We start from the raw sequence: 22087 nt of genomic DNA on the forward strand, positions 1-22087 counted from the left end.
CTATCAGTTCTGTTGGAGCAGCGAATAGAGTCTCCTTGCTTCGTTGATAGTGCTCCCGCAACTACACAGCAGAACTGTTACCGTTCAAGCTAACCGGGTGAACTGGAATCGTAGGCAGACGAGAACTAGCTTTCTTGAAGAAGCAATACTTAAATTTTCCGTCTAACATGCTGTCGAGGGGTATTATGCGGAATATCAGTCGATCTGTCGATCTAATGTTCCAGAAGCCGGAATTATGCAGAAAAAATCGGTCTAATTCTCTAATTTGGGATATTATGCTGGCTTTGAGCAGTCTAAATCCCTCTAGAGGGAGCTTTCGGTCTAATGTCCAAATTTGGAGAATTAGGTGGAAAGATTCAGTCTAAACAATAGTTAGACTGAATTGCTGAATGTCTATTGATGTTCATGGTATTCGATAGAAATTAGTAATTTTATTTCATGCTTCAGCTTCTTGTTGGTATTCCATATCTTATTCTGGCATTTATACTAGGGCGCTTATCTGTTATCTATGCACGGCTATCTGGCTCATACTGGAAGCCTCTAGAAAGTCTTTACTGCAAGTTATTGCTTAGAGTTGAGCATTACATATCGTTCGGACTAGATGAGGTCGTGATTGAAATTATGAAGCAGGATTCTAATCGTCATGTAGCTGCCCTGATTGATTTATTGAATGATTCAAGTAGTGAATATGTAAACTTGGCATTTTCCACCCTGAATGTTCACTTTATGGATGACAATGTACGAGGAGTTTTAGAAAGTTTTGTAGATAGTCTTGCGTCGGAAGAAGCGAAAACCAAATATCGTAACCGTAGGCGATAGCTTTTAGGCTTGGGCCGGTTGTTCAGTTTTGTCGTCTAACAAGCTCAAGACAGACGGACTCACAAGATTGATAATGGCGGTACGCGGCTTGGAGCTGCTGCTTGAGAACGCTAGACTGCTGGAATTGTTAGTTACAACTGAGCTTAGTTTGAAGTGTGAGCAATAGAATTTAGAGAGTTGTCAGTTGAGAATCAATATGCATCCAAAGGATACCGCTACTCGATACGATCGCATTGCCTCTTGGTGGCAGACTCAGCATCAAAGCTCGTTTTATGGAATTGCACAGTTGGAGCGGGCTATCAAATTTGTTCCCAACAAGCAATTGGCGATCGATATAGGATGTGGCAGCAGCGGACGTTTTATTCAAGTCCTAAAAGAACATGGATTTCAGGTAGAAGGGCTTGATATGTCTGAGGAAATGATTGATTTAGCTAAACAACTGCATCCAGACATCACCTTCTATCGAGCAGACATCTGCCGTTGGAACCCTCCCAAACGCTATAGCTTGATTGTTGCTTGGGATAGCACATTTCATCTGCCGTTAGAGATGCAAAAACCTGTTACACAAAAGCTATGCGATGCTCTTGAACCGGATGGCGTGCTGATGTTCACCTGTGGAGGCGGATATCGACAAAGTGAAGTTTCTGGAACGTTTCAAGGCCAGGACTTTGAGTACAGCACGCTGGGCGTAAATGCTTTCCTAAAGATTCTGGCTGAGCATCAATGTACGTGTCTTCACCTTGAATACGATCAATATCCTGAGAATCATGTTTATATCATTGCTCAAAAGACTGGATCGACTTTGAGCTAAATCGCGATCGCCTCAGTTGAAACCCTTGCTGGGAATGTATTTTAAGTCTTTTATTCCGGGCTAAGCAGTCAAACTGCTATTTTCTCCTTGCTCAAGGAACTGCTGCTAACAGTGGGTGATGCCGAATCAAGTTGGTATGAGGCGAACTGTTAGCCTTCCCTAAAACGGTTCTTCTTTAGATCGTAAAGAGCTTAGTAAAACAAATCGAGAGTTAGAAGACGTTGGAGAAGCAAATAAGATCTCTCTAAGTTTGACTTTCATACGGCACTCCAAACCTGAATAATGTGGGTTTCCTTGTTTGACTTTCATACGGCACTCCAAACCTGAATAATGTGGGTTTCCTTACTAAAAGTGCTACTTCACCAAATCACTGAGATGCTCGCTCCACTACTCTAGGTTATCGATCATACAGTCTAGACTCTGCTATCAGATTTAGAGTACACTCATCTCCAAGACATTGAACCGACTATGCATAGACTTCAGAAGATAACAGCAACCATACTCTGCACCTATGTTAGCTTGGTAGTGCTGACGATTGTCGTCATGCTTTTATTTCAACAGGCTGGCTTGTTTTTCCTGAGTTCGTTCTTACTTGGCATAACTTTGCCAGGAGCAGTTCTGTTGCTTTTGTTGCAATGGTTTCCAGGATTAAATAGTCTAGGTGGTACTATTGCTTTATTATCAATCGGAGCGCTAATCAATCTCTCAATCATTTTTCTTTTGATTCGGCTGAGAATAAGAGAAGGTCAACTGATTCCTTTAAGGAAAAGAGTTTCCATTATTACTACACAATTGTTTAGCCCCATTGTTGGTTGGGTTCTTGCATTAGTCATCGCAATACCGATTTCAGCCTACATAGACAGAGATTGGGATGGACTCATTTTTTCTCCAGGTATGAATGCCCTCTTCTATGGGGGAGCACTTGGCGCATGTATAGGTCTATGGTTTGGCATCCTAATGTCTATTCAGGTGATGCGTGGTTAACAGCCCCTACACATTGCTGGAAAAAGCATTTTAACGGGTAAAGCCTTGTAAGGTTTCTGTATCTCGAAGCACTCGAAGGAGCGTAAGAATTTCTAGCTTTCAATGATCAAGGAACAGCATATCGATAACATACGATCGCTGACATCAATCCACGGCTCTTGTACTAAGATCACGCCATTTGCCAAGTCATTTCTTGACCTGCCCATAAAGGCACAAGCTCAGATTCCGGAAATGGAACTTCATCGGGAACACGCCAAGTCGTTTTGGTCAAAATAATATGTTCGGTATTGCGTGGAAGTTGATAAAAATCTGCTCCATAGAAGCTGGCGAAAGCTTCAAGTTTATCCAGAGCATCAACGCTCTCAAATGCTTCTGCATACAACTCCATCGCGTGCAGAGCCGAATAGCAACCCGCACAGCCACAGGAACTTTCTTTGCTATTGCGAGGATGAGGAGCGCTATCGGTGCCTAGAAAGAATTTAGGATTACCAGAGGTTGCTGCTTGCAAAAGCGCCGATCGATGTTCCTCTCGTTTCAAAATGGGCAGGCAATAAAAATGGGGGCGAATCCCACCTTGAAATAGGCTATTGCGATTAAACAACAAATGCTGTGGCGTGATAGTTGCAGCAATGTTGCTTGCCGATAGAACATACTGCACTGCATCTGAGGTCGTAATGTGTTCAAGAACGACGCGCAGCTTGGGAAACTGTTGCTTGAGTGGGATTAAATGTCGATCGATAAACACCTTCTCGCGATCAAACATATCAACCGTGTGATCAGTCACTTCTCCATGCAACAGTAAAGGCAGATCGACCTGCTGCATCGCTTCAAAAACGCGATCGCACTTGCGAATATCCGTTACCCCAAGGTCTGAATTGGTCGTTGCTCCGGCTGGATAGTACTTGACTGCTTTGACAAACTGAGAGGCTTTTGCCGCGATAATTTCTTCGGGGCTGGTATTGTCAGTGAGGTAGAGCGTCATCAGTGGCTCGAACTGTTGCCCCTCTGGAACGGCTGCAAGAATGCGATCGCGATAGGCTGCGGCATCAGCGACCGAGCGAACTGGAGGCTTCAAATTTGGCATGACGATCGCGCGGGCAAACTGACGCACCGTATGCGGCAGAACTGCTTTCAATGCCGCGCCGTCGCGTAGATGGAGATGCCAGTCGTCAGGTCGGGTAATCGTGAGCTTTTGCATTTCTCAATTATAAGACTGTGAGTGCCTCAGAAAGACATACGCTAATCGGCACAGGGAAAGGAAGATGATTTCTTGTTTTTGACTAGACGAGACTTTATTTGATGTAGAAGAATCGAGATTAAATGCTTCAGTAATATTTCGGATTCATTATCGAATAATGTATCGATCCTACGCATTCTTCATCAGAACTTTACCGATTGCGCTCGAATTTCGCCTGATCACCATCGACACTCAGCATTTGTAGCTTGTATGGTAGTAGACGGACTTCTTTCGCATACTTAGCAGGTTGCTCAATTGTTTGCAATACAAGTGTTTTTCACCCCTTTGAGTGTTTTTTATAAAACCTAAGTATGCTGTTTAATTCTTTACGTTAATCGTTTTTTATGTCCGGGTATTTTGGGAGAAACCGATGTTTCTTGAGTAAATACTGAGTGGACGATGTGTACGTAAACAAACTTAGTCCCCAGGAGAGAGTTGATGACGTTACGAGGAACTGAATCCCAGGCAAAAACTTGCCTTTTGCTGACATTGTGGGAGATGAGCAGTATTGAGACCGAAATCAAGAAGAGTGATTTAACGAGGCGGTTGCAGCGCAAAGGTGAAAAAGCCGCAGATTACCAGCCAATTTTTTCGACATTAGATAAAAATGGCGCGATCGCGTTAAAAAACAAAATGGTTCAACTCAATCCGAAAGGGCAACAACTCTTAGAGAGGGTCTAAGAGCAGAGTCGTTTGAATTTGATGCCAGTATTGGGGCGAAGACAGCAAATGCTTTGTTGAAATGGATTCGGATAAATTGTGCAGCCAGTGTGATAAATGGTAACGGGAAGAAAAGCGCGATCGCATCTTATGAGGACTTTAAGCCTGTTGCGCTGGAAGTATACGATCGCCTGAATCGTGATTTCAACCTCGATAACTTAGTGGCAATTTACCGGATTCGTCGGGAAATTGGGGAGCGAGTTGAGCGATCACATTTCAATGAATGGTTGCTAGAAATGCAGGCAAATGATGTCTTACAGCTACTTGACAAATCCCATGACAGGTCTTCGTTCAACTCGCCCCGGAATTCCATTCCAGGGCGAGCCAGCAGAGAAGCGAGAGAACTCGCCAAACTGATGTTTAATTCTGCCCATCTACTTCTCTGCTGTGAATTTAGATTACTTCGCCAACTGCTGAATCACCACTGGCAACACAGGTGCAATCTTCTTCAGAAAACTAGTGCGTTGAGACTGTGGAGCTTGTGATACTAATCCTTGAGGCGGTGCTCCAGGCGGCAGTGCTCCAGGTGGTAGTCCTTGAGGTGCTCCAAGTGGGAGTCCTTGAGGTGGTGCTCCGGGCGGCAATCCTTGTGGTGCTCCCGGTGGTATCATCGGCGCACCTCCAGGTGGCAGTATTGGAAGATTAGAGCGCATCACTTGAGAGCTTTGAGAAGATAGAATTTGACCTGGAAGTTGAAGGACTTGACCGGGAAGCTGCATCAATTGAGCAGGTAATGCACCTAACCCTTGATTCGGAGCACCTTGAGTCGGTGTTGAAGTACACAGTGCTAGACAAACTTGTCCTCCTTCGATCAGGCTAATATCCGGGAGAAGAGACTGGGCAGAAGCTTTTGACGGACTACTATAAGTTGCACTGAGTAAAATCGCTAGCATTCCACTTACTTGAACGAAAGCATGAAGGGGCTTAGACATGAGTTGACCTCTTTTACAAAATGATAAATCTGTTACTTCTATGAATCACTACGACTTGAAAAACGAGCTTATGCAACGATTCGAGATAACTTACGTTGAAATTCGATCGCATGTTGAGCATTCGGAATTTTAGCGGCCAATGCTGTGAGCAATCCCTCTGACGAAGTGACACCACTGAGAACTTCTTGAACTAAAAATCGAGCAACTGGCCCGATGTAATTGACTAACTCTCGCTCGCATTGATCAATCAATACCGCACTAATTGTTGCCTGCTGTGGTGCGATCGCGGATTGACTCACCACTGTAACCACAGGAACCTGGCTCACTAAGGTAGTATCTGAGTTCTCTAATGCTGCTAACACATCTTGAGCGGAAGCATACCGTTCACTCGGCTTGTCATTCAGCATAGTATTAAGCACGTTGGCAAAGCGATCGCTGACTTGCACATGCTTTTGCCACTGCCAGGAAAGTGTCCGAGAATCGACTAAATTCTTTGGTTCTTTTCCGGTTAAAAGTACGATAGCGGTTACTGCCAAAGCATATAAATCGCTACTAGGAAAACACTGCCCCATCCAAAGCTGCTCATGAGGTGCATACCCTACTTTTCCAACGATCGAATGCTTTCTCGAATAAGCAGGAACTTCATTAGAAAGCTGCTCGATCGTCCATTTTCCGACCCCGAAATCAATCAGCATCGGAACATTGAGATCTTGATGCAACATGATATTGTCCGGTGAAATATCACGGTGAATAATATTACGATCGTGAATATACGCTAGCACTGGCAGTAAATCTTTCAGCCAGTGCAGAACTTCTCCTTCAGCAAATCCTTCTCCCTGCCGTTCTCGCAGCAATGCAGAATAGGTGCGTCCTTTCACATACTCTTGCACCAGGAACAGACGATCCATTTCTTCAAAACAAGCCAGAAACTTTGGAATCTGAGGATGATCAATATCATGCAAAATTTTAGCTTCTCGCTCAAATAGATCACGAGATTTTTCAAGCTCATATTCTTCTGTACTGTGCGGATGAAACTCTTTGACGACGCAAAGCTCATTAAACCGATGTCGATCGACAGCGAGATAAGTTCTGCCAAATCCTCCCTGACCAAGGACTCGCTGAATCTGATAGCGATTGCTGAGTAAAGATTGAGCAGAGACTTCTGATTCAGAAGAGGCAAACAGCGATCCGGTAATGTGTTCGAGTGAGCCATCGACATAGAGTTTGAGTGGAACCATCTCAGTTCTGCCGTTGGACTGCACTTTGGCGTAGACAATTCTGACAAAGGCATCTCCTGCTTGATGCTCAACCATAAAAACCTCCTGTGTGGATAATCTTGTAATCCAACGACTGGATAAATTGAGAAGTCCAGTTGAGATGATTGACTGGCTTCTTCTGTTTCATGCGAATGACGAACAGTTTTTATGCAGTTCACCTTATTGAAAGCAAGCGTAAAACTTTTTCCTGAAATTGTGTGATTCAGATATAGCAATAGTTTCAAGGCTTTTAATTCAAGAAATTTTCGAGTCAGTCTGCATAAGCCATTGGAACAGGTCGTAGTGCAGAGTGTGAGAGGAAACGAAGCAAATCACTCAACTCTGACTCACTCGAACCAACAAGTTCAACAATAGATTCGACAACGCAGAACAACACTGAATGTGTCACAAAAAATAGACCAAAAGATTCAGAGCTGCATAAATCGAAAAACGAGTCGTAGAAAAGAGTGAACCGCTAAAACAAATCTCTCAGGCTCAACTCAAACACACACTTTATTCAACAAGGGACAACGAACAATGACTACTGCAAAAGCAATCAAAACTTCCTTCTTCGGTTTAATGTCTGCTGTATTGATGACCGCTCCTGCTTTCGCTCAAAACGCAGCTTCGGTCGTTCAACAATCCAGCCAAGGAACAGAACAAGCTGGAGTCGGAAACGTTTCGGTGCAAGGCAACTTACAAACGGCTGATGTGACTCAATTGAGTTCACCCGTGTATCCTTACGGCGCCAGCATCAACGGCGCAAACGTGATTCAAGGCAACTCTCAACAAGCAGGTCAAATTGGCTACGGCAACACCAACATTCAAGGCAACGCAACCAGCGCAACGGTAACGCAAGGAACACCGACTTCTCCTTGGTTCCCTGGCTATCCGACTCCGGGTGTGAATGGTGCAAATGTCGTTCAAGGCAGCCAACAAGGTGCATTTCAATTCGGTGGATTCAACAGCTCTGTTCAAGGCAGTGCAACGGATGCAACCGTAACCCAACACTAAATTTCACAACCGGGTTTCGCCGATTCCCCACTCGCTAAAAATCGGCAGACTCACTTCACACTCTATTCAACAAAAGGAAAAACTCATCATGTCTGTTAAATCAATCAAACTTGGCGCGATCGCATTGTTAACTTCTGTTTGTGGCTTCGCAACGGCTCCCGCTTTCGCTCAAAATGCAGCTTCGGTCGTTCAAACTTCGGATCAGAGCACCACTCAAGTCGGTAGCGGTAATGTATCTGTTCAAGGAAACGTCCAAACTGGAGTTGTCACTCAAAATGGTTCGCCTTACTACGGAATTCAGTGCTTTGCTGCACCCTGCCCAACTGCTGGAATCAATGGCGCAAGCGTGATTCAATCGAATGATCAAAATGCCACTCAAATTGGTCATGGCAACACTTCGATTCAAGGCAACTCTGCTACTGCCAATGTCTTCCAAGGTAGCGCTCCCTACTATCCTTACTATCCCTCTAATCCTACGAACATCAATGGTGCAATGGTCTATCAAGGCAATGTGCAAAATGCAGGTCAGTATGGCTATGGCAATACCAGTGCTCAAGGCAATGCAGCTACCGCCGTTGTAGGTCAGCACTAAGCTCAAGATTTACCGCTCAAGATTCACCCAGGTTTGCCGATTCCTGATGCAAAAAATCGGCAGGTTCCTTTCCTCTCTCCCAATTCTGGAGTCACACTCATGCTTAAGTCACTATCAATTGGTCTTCTCTCTACAGCAGCTTTCTTGCCTTTCGCACCTGCATTTACGTCGTCTGCTTCTGCTCAATGCGTCATGCTTGATGTCTCGAATCAGTTAGCTATTCATGGATCGCAAACCCCCTCCACTCAGCAAAATAATGTGGGCATGACTGCAAATGGTGGATGTGTTGGTGGTGCAGCAGTCACGACCAATTCTCAAACAGCAGTCACACCGGGTACCGCTACGCAAATTCGCAATAGTCAATCGACAATTACAGATGGAATGCAGGGAGTTCCAAATGTTCCAGGCATTGGAGGTCCGACGATTCAGATTCCAGTCAATACTCAAGTTGATGTTTATAGTCCTGCGCTCGATCCGACCTTTATGCATCGCTTTAGTGGAATTCCACAAACAAACATGGGTTAAGTGCGACTCATGCCTTGCCTAAAAATATGCCCCACAATTCAGGAGCGACTCCATCCGATCTCCTGAATTTCTGTGACGGTGATTGTACTTTGGAGGACTCTTTATGAATTCGCAATTATTACTCAGATCGAGCTTTGGAACGTTCTGTGTGTTCTCGCTGTTGGCTTGCCAGAGCAGTTTTGCTCAAACTTCGCTTCAAATCCGCAATAACAGTATGGTGATTCAGTCTAATGGGCAAACAACCCTTTTGAATTCTTCCTTGCAAAGCAATCGGCAGCGAACTTCGGTCACGCTCAGATCAACAGCGCTAAAGCAACCGTGTTGGTTAACTGTGTCGATCGCAAAAGGACAACTCGGTGGACAAATCAAAATTGGAGACAAAGTGATTCAATCGTTGAAAGGCTCGCGAACTGTTGTTAATCTGGCTCCTTATCTCTCCCGCGGAACCAAGACGATCGACATTTCCGGCAAATATCAGCCCGCGCGTGGAGCGCTACGCATTGAATTTTCAGGGGCAGGAACTCAAGTTTCACAGCAAGCAAGTGGCACAGGCACGTTTAATCACAGTTTGATTGTCAGCGTCCGTTAGATACAAAAATCAACGATCGATAGACTCAATCGTTAAACGATCGTTGATTTTTGACGAATTTCTCATTTCTTGATCTTAAAAATAGAAATAAAACTTTTCTAATCACGATGAAACGACTTCTAACAACTTTTGTTTCTATTGCGTCTGGAATCGCCACTGTCCAATTCATTCACAATCCGGTCTGTCTTGCCCAAACTGCCACAAGTAATCAAAACAGCACCGTTGGAGCAAACTCAAACTTCAACCAAGTGCTGCAAAACAATCCACAAGTTCCAATCAATAGCGTTAACACCACCAACATTCGCGTTCCTAATATCTACCCGCTGCAAAACCTCCCGAATGCCTATGTCAATACGGAGAATGATTTTGGGATGAATTTGTCAGTCGGTGTCAATACATTAGATGCCTCGAATGTCACCGTTTATTTAGGCTTGATTTATCAACCAGGACGAAGCGCAGATCATCAAGCCCGAATGGCACGACTCCGCAAAGAGACGGAAGTGTTAGAAGTTCAGAAGAAGAACATGGAATCAAATTTAACCCTGCTTCAGAAACAGATTGAAGAAGCAAACCTGCGCTTGCAGAAACTGCAAAAAACACCTTAATTTGGACATTTATCCGCAGCGATCGTCACTAAAAATGACCCTAGCAACTGCCCATTCATCAGGATTGCATCACCTGATCGCTCCCCAGGGTTGCGAGGTCGTAGAACTACACCAAAACCAGGGGTTTTCCACACCCGACAGTCGCTTCTAGGTTTGCGAAGATGATGTTGTCGATTGAAAGAGCGCCATCATGAAGAAGTTCCTAGTTCAGCCCCTCTACAACTGGTATCGCGCCCTTCTGCGGAATTCTAAATATCGTTGGATTGTGGTTGCAGGTAGTTTGCTCTATTTGATTAGTCCACTTGATTTCGCAACTGATGTTGTTCCAGTTCTAGGTTGGATTGATGATGGTGTTGTGATTACTGTACTCGCAGCCGAAGTTACTCAGATTCTAGGTGAACAACTGAAGAATCGTAAAACCAAAGCGAACAAGGCTGATTCAGTCGTAACCACTTAAGTCGATCGCCACTCTATCACTTCATGCGGAAGGTTAACTATGTCTGACTCTCTTAAAGATCGCCTTAAGACGGATCTGCAAGCCATCAAAACAGAAGGCGGAAACCGAACATCTCGAATTCGCGAAATCATTCAGACTGCCGCGACCCAATCGATGACAGAACTGAAAGAAGGTATGGGTGAAATTCGTGCGACTGCCAATCAAAGCATTTCAACAGTTGCTCAAACATTGAATGATGCAGAAACGCCTGAAAGTTCTGAAGCACCTTCCTTTTCAACCATTTTCAAAGGGTTGGGGAAACGGCTTGTGAATCAATTGAGAAGTCAGCTTGTTAACCTAGATGCAAAGTTGGCAACTCAATATGGAAATCGGTATGAAACGGTGAAGCAACGCATCGGATTGTTCCAACTTTGGTACGACAAAACGAAGGCGAATGCAGAAGCAAATGGGATTGATCCAGTGCAGCAAAAGCAAGCAGAGATCGAACTCAAGATTGCTAACCAGGGTGCATTTGTTGCCCGAAAAGAGCAGCAAATTCGGCAGCAAGTCAAAGAATACCTGAATACCGTAATCTCTAAATCCTAGAACTTTCAGAGGTGCGCCAAGCTTTTACAGCTCAACCTCTACGAGCACCGCTTCATCACCGCTCCAACGTCCAAAATTCACTCCATTGAGGTTAATTTTATGCAACTCGTTCGGTTACTTCTAGCAATCCTTCTGCCTCCTGTGGCTGTTTTCATGACATATGGCTTTAGCTTCACGCTCATCGTGAGTATTGGGCTGACGTTGCTTGGTTGGGTGCCTGGCATCATTCATGCACTCTGGGCAATCTCGAAGCATGACGAAAAGATCAAACAGTCCACGATCTAGCTTCCACCTACACTTTCTACACTCTCAAATGAAGGAGAAACAAATATGCTTAGCTTTTTGCTCACCACGCTGACCACAGCACTCGGTCTTTTGGTTGTTGACCTTGTGATTCCGGGTGTGACGATCGCAACTTTCCCTGCTGCTTTAGTTGCCGCAGTTTCTGTTGGATTAGTCAACGGTTTCGTGAAGCCTGTACTTTCTGTGCTCTCTCTGCCGATCACCTTTCTAACCCTCGGATTGTTCTCGCTCGTTGTCAATGGACTCTGCTTCTGGCTCGCTTCAGTCTTTGTGCCTGGGTTCGCAGTTCACGGATTTCTAGCTTTCATTTTGGGACCCGTTGTTCTGTCTTTTGCAACAACTTTCTTGAACAAGTACTTTGCAGAAAAAGGGATTGGTTCTTTGCCTGCGAACCAATAATCTGCTTCTAAGCTAATAAAAGAGAGATCGCATCAAGTATGCGATCTCTCTTTTAATTTGTCGAATCAAACCGAGAACGCACTCCCCCATACTTCAGCCAATACTGCTTCAAAGAATGACAAGGCGTATGCAAACTCGCTTTCGCTTGATACAGCACAACCTGCCGATGCTCCCCCATCCAAAGCTTATCCGCCGGATCAATAGAAATCACCGAACCTCCTAGCGCCGCCACACACTCAGAAAAGCGCTCGATCGCGCTGAGATCAACCGATTCAAACACAAAGAAATGACCCGCACAAATCAAATGACGACTGCGAATCCAAGCTTGCATTTTCTTTTGCGCGAGAGAGGGAGAAAGCTTCTCATCCTCAGCAGAACTTCGATAGAGATCAGGCGAAGAGTGCGTTTTCATTGCGAATAGCGCTATTCAAAGGTCAGGAGGCGATGCCTTTTTATTCAAACTCCGTCGGCAAAGGCTGAACGTTTTATTTATACGATTTCTTATGATCGAATTCTCTTATAAGCCCGCAGTTCTGAGTCTTAAGGTTCATAAATCTTTGTGCAAATCTTGTGCAAAAGATAGAGGTGTATAGTAAAGTCCTGCTGTATCGTAATTCGGTATAAATGTCTAGCCTCAATGTCGTTAAGTTGACAGAACTTAATGATTTAGGCTGGCACAATGTAGAGCATCAGCCATTTGCTGATCATTTAACGAACGAGGACTTCCGTATGAGTGAAATACCTATGGGCGGGCAAATGCTTTGGAAACTAGAAGGAAACAATCGCGTTTTACATTTACGACACACCGACGCAGAACCCTGGCGACATTACGAAGAGTTTCCCCAGTATTTTCTTCCTGACCCGCTAGGATTTTCTAAAGGACTCGCAACCTTCATCGCCCTACGCAAAAAAGACTGGACAGCGACCGTTGCTTAAATCTGTCGCGAACGGCGATCGTACCTTCCTACGATCGCCTTCTCATTTTTGAGAAAAGAAATTAAGCGTGTAGTAGCCCAATCCGCCGCAAAACTTGAGCAGGCACGCTATTCAGAAGTTTTAGACATCATTTAGATTGTAACGATTTGTAAAAATACTTTGTAACAAATCGGGATTGAACGACATAGTATAAACAAGCAAGCTGAAAGACAGACTACTGCCTGGAGATGCCGATTGGTTCGTCATCTTGCAGTGAACCGTCAATCAGCGATCGCAGGAAATGAACGACTCTCGCAGCATCGCGACGGGAAAATTCAACCCACAGATTCTCAACTGGACTAAAGGAAGCATTCTTTGGTCGGATTCTTTTTGAACCTACACGCTAGACGCTATTAAGAGAGAAAGATTATGTTGGACGCATTTGCAAAAGTAGTTGCACAAGCTGATACACGCGGCGAATACCTGAGCGCAAACCAAATCGATGCCTTGATCGCTATGGTTGCAGATGGCAACAAGCGCATGGATGCTGTTAACCGGATTACCAGCAACTCGTCGAAAATTGTTGCAGATGCAGCTCGGGCATTGTTTGCTGAGCAGCCTCAATTGATTGCTCCTGGTGGAAACGCATACACCAACCGCCGTATGGCAGCGTGCTTGCGCGACATGGAAATCATTTTGCGCTACGTCACCTATGCGATCTTCACAGGCGATGCAAGTGTTTTAGAAGATCGTTGCTTGAATGGTTTGAGAGAAACCTACTTGGCATTGGGCACCCCAGGTGCATCAGTTGCAGCAGGCGTTAGCAAAATGAAAGACGCAGCTTTGTCGATCGTGGGTGATACCAATGGGATCACGCTTGGCGATTGCTCTAGCTTAATGTCGGAAATCGGGGGCTACTTCGATAAAGCAGCAGCATCTGTTGCTTAATTTCTCATCTGCATGGGTCGAGAACTCTACATCGATCCATGCCGTTCCAACAGACCTGACCAGAATTTATTGGAGAGTTCCGATCATGAAGACCCCTTTAACCGAAGCAGTTTCAACTGCTGATTCTCAAGGACGTTTCCTCAGTTCAACCGAAATGCAGGTTGCATTCGGACGTTTCCGCCAAGCATCAGCAGGTTTAGAAGCAGCAAAAGCATTAACTGCGAATGCAAATAGCTTGGCAAGTGGTGCTGCAAATGCAGTGTACCAAAAGTTTCCCTACACCACGACCATGTCTGGCCCGAACTATGCTTCGACGCAGACCGGCAAAGACAAGTGCGTGCGGGATATTGGTTACTATCTGCGCATGGTTACCTACTGCCTAGTCGTCGGTGGAACTGGCCCGATGGATGACTATTTGATCAGCGGATTGGCTGAAATCAACCGGACGTTCGACTTGGCTCCGAGTTGGTATGTAGAAGCGCTGAAATATATCAAAGCGAATCATGGCTTGAGTGGCGATGCTGCTGTTGAAGCAAATTCCTACCTCGATTACGCAATCAATGCTTTGAGCTAAAGTTTAGGTTGACTCCTGCCCGGAAGAGCGCACGATCGCGAATTCGTGATTGTGCGCTCTTCCGGGCAGTTTCTTATTTAAGATAAGAGTGGTGAATCACTTTTAACGAAACTGTTATGGCAAATGAAGCAGAGCTGCAAGCGGGTCTTCAAGGTGAGAGTTTGACGGTAGAACAAGCGATCGTTAATCTTCAAGGTGAGGATTTGGGATTGCGTGTTTATGCTGCTTGGTGGTTAGGGCGATTTCGCGTCAATGCCCCTCAAGCGATCGAGATTTTGATCGCAGCGTTAGATGATGAAGACGATCGCACCGATGCGGGAGGATATCCGCTGCGACGCAATGCAGCTAGAGCTTTGGGAAAATTAGGCGATCGACGTGCAGTCCCGGCATTAATTCATGCGCTGGAATGTTCGGATTTCTATGTGCGTGAAGCCGCAGCCCAATCTTTAGAGATGTTACAAGATTCAGCCTGTGTGCCTCGACTGATCGAATTGTTGAATAATCAAGTTCCCGGCACGTTACCCGCACCTGAACCCCCTCAGCTAGAACAACCTTTTGATGCCATTTTAGAAGCGTTGGGAACCTTGGGTGCAACCGAAGCGATTCCTCACATTCAGCCATTTTTAAACCATTTTGTCCCTCGAACCCAATTTGCTGCATTAAGAGCAATGTACCAACTCAGCCCAAATCCTGAAATTGCGGCTGAATATGGCGATCGCTTAGTGCAAGCGCTATCAAGCCAAGATTTGCAACTTCGGCGCACTGTCTTAGCAGATTTAGGCGCGATCGGATATTTAGCCGCAGCAAAACCGATTGCGGAAACGTTAGCAGAAAACAGTCTGAAACTGATCTCTTTAAAGGGAGTACTCGAGACGCAATTGGTCGAAACTCCGCTCCCCAATTTATCTGAGGGTGCCATCCAAGTGATGCACTTGATGGATGAACTCCTTTAGACGCGATCGAGCGACAATACACTTAGCACTTAAATTCTTCTCCTCATGTCTGACTCTCTTTCATCGTTGATTCAGGCGGTCGATGCCGCAGATTCTGCTTATGCTTTGCTCAAGGCGGTTCAAAATCTTGCCGCAGCAAAGCTAGAAGGTGCGATTCCAACGTTGGTCGCCTCACTGAGCTATAACAATCCAGGAGCCGCCGTTGCAGCCGTGGAAGGATTAATTGAGTTAGGAGAACCTGCGGTTGCACCCCTGCTCGAACAACTCGATGGACATAACTATACAGCACGAGCTTGGGCGATTCGGGCACTGGCAGGCATTGGTGATCCAAGAGGATTAGTGACATTGTTAGGCGTCGCAACTGCTGATTTTTCGCTCAGCGTGCGGCGAGCCGCAGCCAAAGGACTCGGAACCATGAAGTGGCATTGGTTCCCAGAAAATTTGTTAGAGATTGCTCAAGAAGAGGCCCTAGAAGCATTGATCTTTGTCGCACGCCAGGACGAAGAATGGGTGGTGCGCTATTCAGCGATCGTAGGGTTGCAAGCTCTGGCGCAAGCGATCGCACAGACCTATCCCGATTGGCGATCGCAGATTCTCGCTCAGTTTGAACAAATTGCAGAGCAAGATGAGAGTGATGCCGTTCGTGCTCGTGCATGTTGGGCACAACAGCAAGTGCAAAACGCAGTCCCTGCTCCTAAAGTTGAAGATCAACCCTCTCCACTATCTGCATCCGATTGGCAAATGATTTTAGATAAATTGTACGATCGCAAAGGGCAAGAACGGCTTGTCCTCGCCGAAGGTGATCCTCGCCGCTACCGTGGACTTGCTTTATCACTTTCTCAAAATGATGAGAATCTCTGATGAGGAGATAGGGAGCAATCTGAGTTTGGGTTCTCCCCACTCCGCAAAATGAATGCAACGACTAGGAACCTCACAAAAAAGAGGGAGCATCCAAACTCATCGTTTTAGATCTCCCACTTAATTAATAGAACTGTGAAACGATTATTCGCCGTGCTCTTCAGAAGCAGGTGCAGGTGCTGCTTGCCCAGCCGGACGAATGTTCACAATTCTTCCACCCATGCGGGTAATCTTTTGCATCTGAGCATTCATCTGACGATAAGGCACAGCATAGGTCACCGTGCTGCTATTCCGAACCGGATAGCTGTTGTTCTCCGTCTGATCGTTTTGACGTAGACCTTCGACTTCATAAAGGAAAACACGATTATCTGCTGTTGCAGACCGATTTGATCCAACCAACATAATGACACGCTCCTTTTATCTATTGCGCCAAAGTTACGCTAGCTACTTTACCGCCCAGCTTATTGATTTGCTGAAGCGTGCTAGACAACTGCTCGTAAGGAACTACGATCGCTTTATTGCTGCGACGTACCCAAGGATAGCGAGGCAACGAAATGCCAGCCACCTCAATCCGGTAGAGCCGATCCGAAGATCCAGTGGAAGACCGTCCAAATGTCCGAGTTGGAGTTACGCCTTGCAAAGAAGGACGATAAGCAAACCCGCTCGAACCGCCAGAAGTTCCAATGACAGCAGAAGCACTGTTTCGAGCCAGTTCCGATGCCAAGCGAGAACTTGCGCCCTCTAATTGAGAACGATCGCTACTTGCATAGCCCCGATACAGCCGGAACATGCGAGTAAATCCAACGGTCTTTTGACTAACTTGGGTTGAAAAACCGCGGTAGTAAGGAACAATATTGTCCCCAAAATTTGCATCATACTCAGCAGAATCGATATAAGAATCAATATCCGCCTCATATCCCTGCGTCTGATAGCGATCCAAATGCTCAATCACTTCTGCTTCATCGTAGGGCGCACGACCCAAGAGATGCTTGAAGTTCAGCTCGATCACACGAGTATGAAAATTAGGATATAAAAACTTCGTCTTGTAGAGTTCAGATTTTGCGACTGCGCGGACGAATTCGCGCACGGTGATCTTGCCATTGCTCAGCAACGACTCTAGACCCAGCAATCGCTCTGATGCCATCAAGTGATCGTTGCCCAATACATGACGGTAAACCGCCTGAATTACGATCTTGGCATCCTCTGGAGTCCAATTCGATCGTAGTTCAAGCGGGCGGGCTTCGCTAAATGCATCAGTTCCCAAACGGGAAGCAGCAGTTGTAATCGCCACAGGATTTTCTCCTCTAATTGTTTCAATTCAACGGGGTGAAATTGACAGCAAGATGCCCAGACCTCCAACCTCCTGTAGATGCGTCGTATCGGGCATCCCGCAGGAAATAGTCGCTCTGGGCATTCAAAATTCCCTAGCTTAGGGCATTGATTGCATAGTCAATGTAGGAGTTTGCTTCGACAGCAGCGTCGCCGCTCAAACCATGGTTTGCTTTGATGTGCTTCAGAGCTTCTACATACCAGCTCGGAGACAGATCAAAGGTGCGGTTGATTTCAGCCAATCCACCGATCAGATAGTCATCCATCGGTCCGGTGCTGCCTGCAACCAAGCAGTACGTGATCATGCGGATGTAGTAGCCGATGTCACGAACGCATTTTGCTTTACCAGCAGGGGTAGAAGCAAAGTTGTTCCCTTGCATTTGAGTTGTGTAGGGGAACTTTTGGTAAACAGCGTTAGCTGCACCATCAGCCAAGCTGGATGCTTTGGAACTCAAGCCTTTTGCAGCATCTAAGCTAGCAGCAGCCTGACGGAAGCGTCCAAATGCAACTTGCATTTCGGTCGAGCTGAGGAAGCGACCTTGCGAATCTGCGGTTGCGACCGCTTCTGTTAAAGGCGTTTTCATACCTAATCAACCTCTCAAGATGGTGTACAAAGAATGTTCAAATTGATTCAATCGTTTGGATGCGGGTTGGTCTTAGAGACTAACCAACTGCTGCTGCTGCTTTGTCGAAGTAGCCGCCCACTTCCGCCATCAAGGAGCTACAGTCACCACGGGTTACACCGTTGGGATCGTTTGCGATTGCAATTGCAGCTTCTTTCATTTTGCCAACGCCAGCAGCGACAGAGCTACCAGGAACGCCTAATGCGAGGTAGGTTTCGCGAAGTCCGTTGAGGCAACGATCATCGAGAACGCTGGAGTCACCTGTGAAGATAGAGTAGGTAACATAACGCAAGATGATTTCCATGTCGCGCAAGCAAGCTGCCATGCGACGGTTGGTGTATGCGTTTCCACCAGGAGCGATCAATGCAGGCTGTTCTGCGAACAATGCCCGTGCTGCGTTAGCAACGATAGCGGAAGCGTTTCCGGTGATGCGGTTAACTACGTCCATCCGCTTCGAGCCGTCTGCAACCATTGCTTTCAAAGCATCGATTTGACTATCGCTGATGTAGTCGCCACGAGTATCTGCCTGAGCAACCACTTTGGTAAAAGCGTCTAGCATTCAAACATCTCCTGTTAATGAGATAAGTTTACTAAGGAGTTTTAAGCCTTAACTTTGGTGGAAATGAGTAGCTATATAAAGCTGCTTATTCCGCACCTAATCTCAAGTTCGTTGAGTTGAACTTGAGCGAACTGAACGATTGAAACCAGGTCAACTGCTCAGCGGCTCTCCGATAGTTATGATTAAAGCAACTTAATTGTGCAGATTTTGTGCAAATCCTAGGATCAGGCTCAAAGAAGAAGTTAAGAAATAATACGAAAGCCTCAAACCCTTACTGGACAAGAAGTTTGAGGCTTTTACAAGATTTCTGAAACCTTGCATTCCGTTTACATTTAGATACTGTTCTTAACATTTAATTTAAGCATTGCAGCTTGTCGCAATCTTTCGCGATCGCGTTCTTATTTTTGAGCAGAATTTTGGGTCAGTTCTCTTTAGCTTTGACTCCAAGCTTGAACGCGCTGAAGGCGATTCAAAATTCGATTAGCGAGATCGATCGCAACAATTGGTTTACAGAGATAATCATCAATTCCCAAAGTAAACGCGAGATTTTGAGTACTGAGGTCAGTCACAGAACTCAAGACTAAAATCGGCAGCCGTCGCCAAGCCGGCTGCTGCCGAAGTGCCTGGCAGAGTTGTAATCCATTGATTTCTGGCATATGGATGTCTAACACCAGCGCATCAGGCTGAACGGCTTCTAGAACCGCCCAAAACTGCTGCGGCTCTCCCAGTGTTGTAATGTTGAAGTGCCAGGGCTGGAGTAATGTCGGCAGCATCCGCAGAAAAGCATGGTCATCATCCACGATCATGACGCGAGGATTTTCCCTAGAGATTGGTTCTGATTGAAGTGGAATCGATACAATTGCAGAATTCGGCTGGCTTGGTGTTCCTGGAACCGATTGAATCTTTGCCGTGAGTTGCACAGTTTGCTGAAGCGCGATCGACAATGGCTCAAGTCGTTCTGCCTGCTGCGATGACAGCATCGTCTGGCTGGAAAATTCTTGCTCAAGTAAGCGAGCAAGCTCCATCGCTTGATTCAGTCCAAATGTTCCGAGCGTGCCCACATGCTTATGAGCAATTTGGCGCGCCTCAGCTTGTAATTCCTGGCTGCATGTTCCCGCCTGTAGTGCCGCGATCGCTTGATTGATCACTTCTAATTGCTCAAGTGCTTTCGGCTGAGTTTTACTCCAAAGGTGGTTCAAAAATTCTAAATAATTGGGCTGCTTGTCTTGTTCGGGAGTCGGCGCAGGTCTTGGCTCAGATTGAAGCGTACCGAGATAGTAGCCGCGTCCATGTACCGTTGTAATGAAATTTTGAGGTGCGCCAATTTCGACTAATTTCTGACGCAATCGTCGAATGTGCGATCGCACCGTTGCCTCTGAAGGAAAATCATCAGAAGACCATAAGCGATCCAGAATTTCTTCTACGCTTAATAAATTTGGACTGGTGCGTAAGAGCAGTTCTAGTAGCTCATATTCTTTAGTTGTTAACGTCAGTGGTAACCCGTCATAGGTGACTTCACACGTACTCGGATTGAGAAACAACGCCCCCCAAGTCATGATAGGCAAAGGGCAATTGCTACTCCGGCGAAGTAAAGCACGAATGCGGGCAACAAGTTCTTGAGTGTCAACAGGCTTAACAACATAATCATCTGCACCTGCGTCTAAAGCACTGACCTTAGCAGTACTCGCACTTTCAGAAGTAAGCAACAAAATCGGAGTAGTGTCGTTTTCCGATCGTAATCGTTGACACAGACAAATGCCGTCTAACTTTGGCAACATCAAGTCCAGAATGATCAAATCGTAGTCAAACGTCGAGGCATACGTCCAGCCTGATTCTCCATCATGAACCGCATCCACCACATAATGATGTGCAGCTAAGTTCTGAACTAAGATCGCAGACAATGCCTCATCATCTTCAACCAGTAATATTTTCATTCAATCCACTCCAAAATCTTGGCGATCTGTTTGGACAAATCCAGAGCGTTAAACGGTTTGGTAATGACTCCGCTAATTCCTAAAGTCTGAAGTTGCTCTTCTAAAGACTGCACTTTTGCCGTTAAAAAGATCACAGGAATTCGATTTGTTTCGGAACAGGATTGAAGCGCTTTTAAGGTTGCCATACCATCCATCTTTGGCATCATATAATCGAGCAAAATTGCGTCTGGTTGTTCGGCTTGAGCAATTTGAACCCCGGTTAAACCAGAGTCTGCTGTTAAAACCGTCCAACTGGCAGTCATCTGCAGCCCAAAGCGAATCACCATCTGGATTGCTTCTTCGTCATCAATGATCAAAATCGTTCTGGGGCGAGTTTCATGCCCGCAGGCATTCGGCTGCCTTGTTTCGGTTGCTTGGTCCATCAAGTCTGCGGGATTACAGGATTGCTTTTCCATCGTGACCTTACCTCTGCCCTAAGGTGTTGCAACTCCAAAACATGATTGACCCATCACACTAATTGCTCCGTATTTTTATTGATCATCTCCAGCATCTGCTGGCACGGATTCAGAAAGAATGCTGAGTCACTCGAATCGCTGAAATTTTCTAATTACAGTCCCAGGCTTAAAAGGTGAATGTCAAAGAACTAGACATTTTGTGCTCCTTAAATTAAAACTGAATAATCTATATAAAAATGGTGAATTCGTGAACCAGCTTCTCATGACGATAAGAGATCAAGGGAGCTGCTGTCTCAAGAATGAGAAACAAAGTAATAATCCTTAATATTAAAAAATGTCTAGCCTTTGTTGAGTTGAATAAAGTTATGCTTTGGGAGGTTGCGGTTGCTTGACGAACATGCGGTTTCGGCAGGCTACGAATCTATCAGAACTGCGATACGATGAGAAAGTTAGTTCACAACGCTTAATCAACCAGCTTTTCAAGGGTCGTTTGAGTTGAATTTATAGGGAGCGAGATTGAGATGAAGGATGCGATGGAGTTTTTTCAGCAAAGTACAGGGCGTTGGCGATCGCAGCGCACCACCCATCACCTCGCATTTAAACGCGCTGAACCGGGCGAGTCTCAGATTGAAGTTGAGGCACTCGCGGCTGACCATCCGAAAGTGATTGAGATTTGCCAGTTACATGAGGTCGATCCGAGTTTAGCGATCGGCGGCGCGTATGTGGCATGGCACGGTTCGATGGCTTGGGATAAAGATGATGAAAATCACCAAGGTTCGACCGTCTTTGCATTAATTCCGGATGCAGAAACACCTCGGCGAGGCACACTGTTACGCGAACGTGGCTATGCCGAAATCGTTCCGGTCGCCGGACAATATCATATCGACGACGAAGATGGCTTAGTGCTAACGACTGAATATGAAACGATGAGTTCGACCGAACGGTTCTGGTTTGCAAATCCTGACCTGCGTATGCGAACCAGCACCGTTAAGCGGTTTGGTGGATTTAGCACCGCGACATTTTGTACAGAGACTCGAATCGCTGAAACATCAGATGCTGAGGCTCCTGCGGCTGAATCTACAAAGTATTTCTCTTATTTTGGTTGGTAGAG

General features: G+C 45.8%; 29 protein-coding genes. 19 read left to right on the top strand and 10 right to left on the bottom strand.

What is annotated here, in order from left to right:
* The first annotated feature begins 438 nt into the window (after positions 1-438).
* From OU814_RS29845 to OU814_RS29855, 3 genes are all read left to right on the top strand, one after another.
* On the top strand, positions 439-819 hold the full coding sequence (locus OU814_RS29845) for a hypothetical protein (protein ID WP_017288680.1): 381 nt from the start codon (positions 439-441) through the stop codon (positions 817-819).
* A 196-nt stretch (positions 820-1015) separates the two neighbouring features.
* Positions 1016-1630: a class I SAM-dependent methyltransferase gene (locus tag OU814_RS29850; RefSeq protein WP_268243115.1), complete on the top strand. Its 615-nt coding sequence runs from the start codon at positions 1016-1018 to the stop codon at positions 1628-1630.
* 468 nt (positions 1631-2098) lie between these two features.
* Positions 2099-2614, top strand: coding sequence for a hypothetical protein (locus OU814_RS29855; protein ID WP_017288679.1), 516 nt, complete (start codon positions 2099-2101; stop codon positions 2612-2614).
* Positions 2615-2783: 169 nt separating this feature from the next.
* Here OU814_RS29855 and pyrC read toward each other — a convergent pair whose 3' ends face one another.
* Positions 2784-3812, bottom strand: coding sequence for a dihydroorotase (pyrC, locus tag OU814_RS29860; RefSeq protein ID WP_017288678.1), 1029 nt, complete (start codon positions 3810-3812; stop codon positions 2784-2786).
* A gap of 477 nt (positions 3813-4289) precedes the next feature.
* On the opposite strand from pyrC, the gene OU814_RS29865 reads away from it, so the two are divergent.
* Positions 4290-4532, top strand: coding sequence for a hypothetical protein (locus OU814_RS29865; RefSeq protein WP_268243116.1), 243 nt, complete (start codon positions 4290-4292; stop codon positions 4530-4532).
* Positions 4533-4969: 437 nt separating this feature from the next.
* On the opposite strand, the gene OU814_RS29870 is transcribed toward OU814_RS29865, so the two are convergent.
* Positions 4970-5503, bottom strand: a complete 534-nt coding sequence (locus OU814_RS29870) for a hypothetical protein (RefSeq protein ID WP_268243117.1) — start codon at positions 5501-5503, stop codon at positions 4970-4972.
* A 68-nt stretch (positions 5504-5571) separates the two neighbouring features.
* Complete coding sequence (locus tag OU814_RS29875) at positions 5572-6816, bottom strand: serine/threonine-protein kinase (protein ID WP_268243118.1); 1245 nt, start codon at positions 6814-6816, stop codon at positions 5572-5574.
* Positions 6817-7296: 480 nt separating this feature from the next.
* Here OU814_RS29875 and OU814_RS29880 point away from each other — a divergent pair, with 480 nt between their 5' ends.
* The 9 genes from OU814_RS29880 to OU814_RS29920 all read left to right on the top strand — a co-directional run bounded on the left by OU814_RS29880 (position 7297) and on the right by OU814_RS29920 (position 11828).
* Positions 7297-7773 (top strand): hypothetical protein, encoded by a 477-nt coding sequence (locus OU814_RS29880; protein ID WP_017288673.1) that lies wholly within the window; start codon positions 7297-7299, stop codon positions 7771-7773.
* An 88-nt stretch (positions 7774-7861) separates the two neighbouring features.
* Positions 7862-8365: a hypothetical protein gene (locus OU814_RS29885; protein ID WP_268243119.1), complete on the top strand. Its 504-nt coding sequence runs from the start codon at positions 7862-7864 to the stop codon at positions 8363-8365.
* A 99-nt stretch (positions 8366-8464) separates the two neighbouring features.
* Complete coding sequence (locus OU814_RS29890; protein ID WP_036046024.1) at positions 8465-8890, top strand: hypothetical protein; 426 nt, start codon at positions 8465-8467, stop codon at positions 8888-8890.
* Positions 8891-8993: 103 nt separating this feature from the next.
* A complete protein-coding gene (locus OU814_RS29895) occupies positions 8994-9479 on the top strand; it encodes a hypothetical protein (RefSeq protein WP_017288670.1) in 486 nt (161 codons plus the stop codon).
* Between the two features lie 107 nt (positions 9480-9586).
* Positions 9587-10084, top strand: a complete 498-nt coding sequence (locus tag OU814_RS29900) for a hypothetical protein (protein ID WP_017288669.1) — start codon at positions 9587-9589, stop codon at positions 10082-10084.
* 190 nt (positions 10085-10274) lie between these two features.
* Positions 10275-10541 (top strand): YkvA family protein, encoded by a 267-nt coding sequence (locus OU814_RS29905; RefSeq protein WP_017288668.1) that lies wholly within the window; start codon positions 10275-10277, stop codon positions 10539-10541.
* A 39-nt stretch (positions 10542-10580) separates the two neighbouring features.
* Complete coding sequence (locus tag OU814_RS29910; RefSeq protein WP_268243120.1) at positions 10581-11126, top strand: hypothetical protein; 546 nt, start codon at positions 10581-10583, stop codon at positions 11124-11126.
* Positions 11127-11225: 99 nt separating this feature from the next.
* Positions 11226-11411 carry a YqaE/Pmp3 family membrane protein gene (locus OU814_RS29915; protein WP_017288666.1) on the top strand — a complete coding sequence of 62 codons (186 nt, stop codon included), beginning with the start codon at positions 11226-11228 and terminating at the stop codon, positions 11409-11411.
* Between the two features lie 45 nt (positions 11412-11456).
* A complete protein-coding gene (locus tag OU814_RS29920) occupies positions 11457-11828 on the top strand; it encodes a phage holin family protein (protein ID WP_017288665.1) in 372 nt (123 codons plus the stop codon).
* 52 nt (positions 11829-11880) lie between these two features.
* Here OU814_RS29920 and OU814_RS29925 read toward each other — a convergent pair whose 3' ends face one another.
* Positions 11881-12240 (bottom strand): hypothetical protein, encoded by a 360-nt coding sequence (locus tag OU814_RS29925; RefSeq protein ID WP_017288664.1) that lies wholly within the window; start codon positions 12238-12240, stop codon positions 11881-11883.
* A 317-nt stretch (positions 12241-12557) separates the two neighbouring features.
* Between OU814_RS29925 and OU814_RS29930 the strand changes: the two genes are divergently transcribed.
* The 5 genes from OU814_RS29930 to OU814_RS29950 all read left to right on the top strand — a co-directional run bounded on the left by OU814_RS29930 (position 12558) and on the right by OU814_RS29950 (position 16079).
* Positions 12558-12764, top strand: coding sequence for a hypothetical protein (locus tag OU814_RS29930; protein WP_026148694.1), 207 nt, complete (start codon positions 12558-12560; stop codon positions 12762-12764).
* A 408-nt stretch (positions 12765-13172) separates the two neighbouring features.
* The gene (locus OU814_RS29935; protein ID WP_190651941.1) at positions 13173-13691 is read left to right on the top strand and encodes a phycocyanin subunit beta; all 519 of its coding nucleotides are present in this window, start codon (positions 13173-13175) and stop codon (positions 13689-13691) included.
* An 85-nt stretch (positions 13692-13776) separates the two neighbouring features.
* Positions 13777-14265 (top strand): phycocyanin subunit alpha, encoded by a 489-nt coding sequence (cpcA, locus tag OU814_RS29940; protein ID WP_017288661.1) that lies wholly within the window; start codon positions 13777-13779, stop codon positions 14263-14265.
* A gap of 116 nt (positions 14266-14381) precedes the next feature.
* The gene (locus OU814_RS29945) at positions 14382-15218 is read left to right on the top strand and encodes a HEAT repeat domain-containing protein (protein ID WP_268243121.1); all 837 of its coding nucleotides are present in this window, start codon (positions 14382-14384) and stop codon (positions 15216-15218) included.
* Between the two features lie 45 nt (positions 15219-15263).
* Complete coding sequence (locus OU814_RS29950; RefSeq protein WP_268243122.1) at positions 15264-16079, top strand: HEAT repeat domain-containing protein; 816 nt, start codon at positions 15264-15266, stop codon at positions 16077-16079.
* Positions 16080-16220: 141 nt separating this feature from the next.
* Here the strand turns inward: OU814_RS29950 and OU814_RS29955 are convergent, their stop codons facing one another.
* The 6 genes from OU814_RS29955 to OU814_RS29980 form a co-directional block, all read right to left on the bottom strand.
* Positions 16221-16478, bottom strand: coding sequence for a phycobilisome linker polypeptide (locus tag OU814_RS29955; protein WP_017288658.1), 258 nt, complete (start codon positions 16476-16478; stop codon positions 16221-16223).
* Between the two features lie 19 nt (positions 16479-16497).
* Positions 16498-17367 (bottom strand): phycobilisome linker polypeptide, encoded by an 870-nt coding sequence (locus OU814_RS29960; protein WP_017288657.1) that lies wholly within the window; start codon positions 17365-17367, stop codon positions 16498-16500.
* Positions 17368-17500: 133 nt separating this feature from the next.
* A complete protein-coding gene (cpcA, locus tag OU814_RS29965) occupies positions 17501-17989 on the bottom strand; it encodes a phycocyanin subunit alpha (protein ID WP_017288656.1) in 489 nt (162 codons plus the stop codon).
* Between the two features lie 79 nt (positions 17990-18068).
* Positions 18069-18587 carry a phycocyanin subunit beta gene (locus tag OU814_RS29970; protein WP_017288655.1) on the bottom strand — a complete coding sequence of 173 codons (519 nt, stop codon included), beginning with the start codon at positions 18585-18587 and terminating at the stop codon, positions 18069-18071.
* Positions 18588-19018: 431 nt separating this feature from the next.
* Entirely contained in the window at positions 19019-20521 is a 1503-nt protein-coding gene (locus OU814_RS29975; RefSeq protein WP_268243123.1) for a response regulator, read from the bottom strand.
* Entirely contained in the window at positions 20518-20976 is a 459-nt protein-coding gene (locus OU814_RS29980) for a response regulator (RefSeq protein WP_017288653.1), read from the bottom strand. The genes OU814_RS29975 and OU814_RS29980 overlap by 4 nt, the downstream gene beginning before the upstream one ends.
* 521 nt (positions 20977-21497) lie before the next feature.
* Between OU814_RS29980 and OU814_RS29985 the strand changes: the two genes are divergently transcribed.
* Positions 21498-22085: a phycobiliprotein lyase gene (locus OU814_RS29985; protein WP_017288652.1), complete on the top strand. Its 588-nt coding sequence runs from the start codon at positions 21498-21500 to the stop codon at positions 22083-22085.
* Positions 22086-22087: the final 2 nt, after the last annotated feature.

Origin of the sequence: Leptolyngbya sp. GGD (genome assembly GCF_026735145.1) — a bacterium.
In the GTDB taxonomy this organism is placed as follows: domain Bacteria; phylum Cyanobacteriota; class Cyanobacteriia; order Leptolyngbyales; family Leptolyngbyaceae; genus Leptolyngbya; species Leptolyngbya boryana.

Bases quoted from the DNA above. Each gene is read 5' to 3' on its own strand.
- OU814_RS29845 (WP_017288680.1), top strand. From the start codon at position 439: ATGCTTCAGCTTCTTGTTGGTATTCCATATCTTATTCTGGCATTTATA.
- OU814_RS29850 (WP_268243115.1), top strand. From the start codon at position 1,016: ATGCATCCAAAGGATACCGCTACTCGATACGATCGCATTGCCTCTTGG.
- OU814_RS29855 (WP_017288679.1), top strand. From the start codon at position 2,099: ATGCATAGACTTCAGAAGATAACAGCAACCATACTCTGCACCTATGTT.
- pyrC (WP_017288678.1), bottom strand. From the start codon at position 3,812: ATGCAAAAGCTCACGATTACCCGACCTGACGACTGGCATCTCCATCTA.
- OU814_RS29865 (WP_268243116.1), top strand. From the start codon at position 4,290: ATGACGTTACGAGGAACTGAATCCCAGGCAAAAACTTGCCTTTTGCTG.
- OU814_RS29870 (WP_268243117.1), bottom strand. From the start codon at position 5,503: ATGTCTAAGCCCCTTCATGCTTTCGTTCAAGTAAGTGGAATGCTAGCG.
- OU814_RS29875 (WP_268243118.1), bottom strand. From the start codon at position 6,816: ATGGTTGAGCATCAAGCAGGAGATGCCTTTGTCAGAATTGTCTACGCC.
- OU814_RS29880 (WP_017288673.1), top strand. From the start codon at position 7,297: ATGACTACTGCAAAAGCAATCAAAACTTCCTTCTTCGGTTTAATGTCT.
- OU814_RS29885 (WP_268243119.1), top strand. From the start codon at position 7,862: ATGTCTGTTAAATCAATCAAACTTGGCGCGATCGCATTGTTAACTTCT.
- OU814_RS29890 (WP_036046024.1), top strand. From the start codon at position 8,465: ATGCTTAAGTCACTATCAATTGGTCTTCTCTCTACAGCAGCTTTCTTG.
- OU814_RS29895 (WP_017288670.1), top strand. From the start codon at position 8,994: ATGAATTCGCAATTATTACTCAGATCGAGCTTTGGAACGTTCTGTGTG.
- OU814_RS29900 (WP_017288669.1), top strand. From the start codon at position 9,587: ATGAAACGACTTCTAACAACTTTTGTTTCTATTGCGTCTGGAATCGCC.
- OU814_RS29905 (WP_017288668.1), top strand. From the start codon at position 10,275: ATGAAGAAGTTCCTAGTTCAGCCCCTCTACAACTGGTATCGCGCCCTT.
- OU814_RS29910 (WP_268243120.1), top strand. From the start codon at position 10,581: ATGTCTGACTCTCTTAAAGATCGCCTTAAGACGGATCTGCAAGCCATC.
- OU814_RS29915 (WP_017288666.1), top strand. From the start codon at position 11,226: ATGCAACTCGTTCGGTTACTTCTAGCAATCCTTCTGCCTCCTGTGGCT.
- OU814_RS29920 (WP_017288665.1), top strand. From the start codon at position 11,457: ATGCTTAGCTTTTTGCTCACCACGCTGACCACAGCACTCGGTCTTTTG.
- OU814_RS29925 (WP_017288664.1), bottom strand. From the start codon at position 12,240: ATGAAAACGCACTCTTCGCCTGATCTCTATCGAAGTTCTGCTGAGGAT.
- OU814_RS29930 (WP_026148694.1), top strand. From the start codon at position 12,558: ATGAGTGAAATACCTATGGGCGGGCAAATGCTTTGGAAACTAGAAGGA.
- OU814_RS29935 (WP_190651941.1), top strand. From the start codon at position 13,173: ATGTTGGACGCATTTGCAAAAGTAGTTGCACAAGCTGATACACGCGGC.
- cpcA (WP_017288661.1), top strand. From the start codon at position 13,777: ATGAAGACCCCTTTAACCGAAGCAGTTTCAACTGCTGATTCTCAAGGA.
- OU814_RS29945 (WP_268243121.1), top strand. From the start codon at position 14,382: ATGGCAAATGAAGCAGAGCTGCAAGCGGGTCTTCAAGGTGAGAGTTTG.
- OU814_RS29950 (WP_268243122.1), top strand. From the start codon at position 15,264: ATGTCTGACTCTCTTTCATCGTTGATTCAGGCGGTCGATGCCGCAGAT.
- OU814_RS29955 (WP_017288658.1), bottom strand. From the start codon at position 16,478: ATGTTGGTTGGATCAAATCGGTCTGCAACAGCAGATAATCGTGTTTTC.
- cpcA (WP_017288656.1), bottom strand. From the start codon at position 17,989: ATGAAAACGCCTTTAACAGAAGCGGTCGCAACCGCAGATTCGCAAGGT.
- OU814_RS29970 (WP_017288655.1), bottom strand. From the start codon at position 18,587: ATGCTAGACGCTTTTACCAAAGTGGTTGCTCAGGCAGATACTCGTGGC.
- OU814_RS29975 (WP_268243123.1), bottom strand. From the start codon at position 20,521: ATGAAAATATTACTGGTTGAAGATGATGAGGCATTGTCTGCGATCTTA.
- OU814_RS29980 (WP_017288653.1), bottom strand. From the start codon at position 20,976: ATGGAAAAGCAATCCTGTAATCCCGCAGACTTGATGGACCAAGCAACC.
- OU814_RS29985 (WP_017288652.1), top strand. From the start codon at position 21,498: ATGAAGGATGCGATGGAGTTTTTTCAGCAAAGTACAGGGCGTTGGCGA.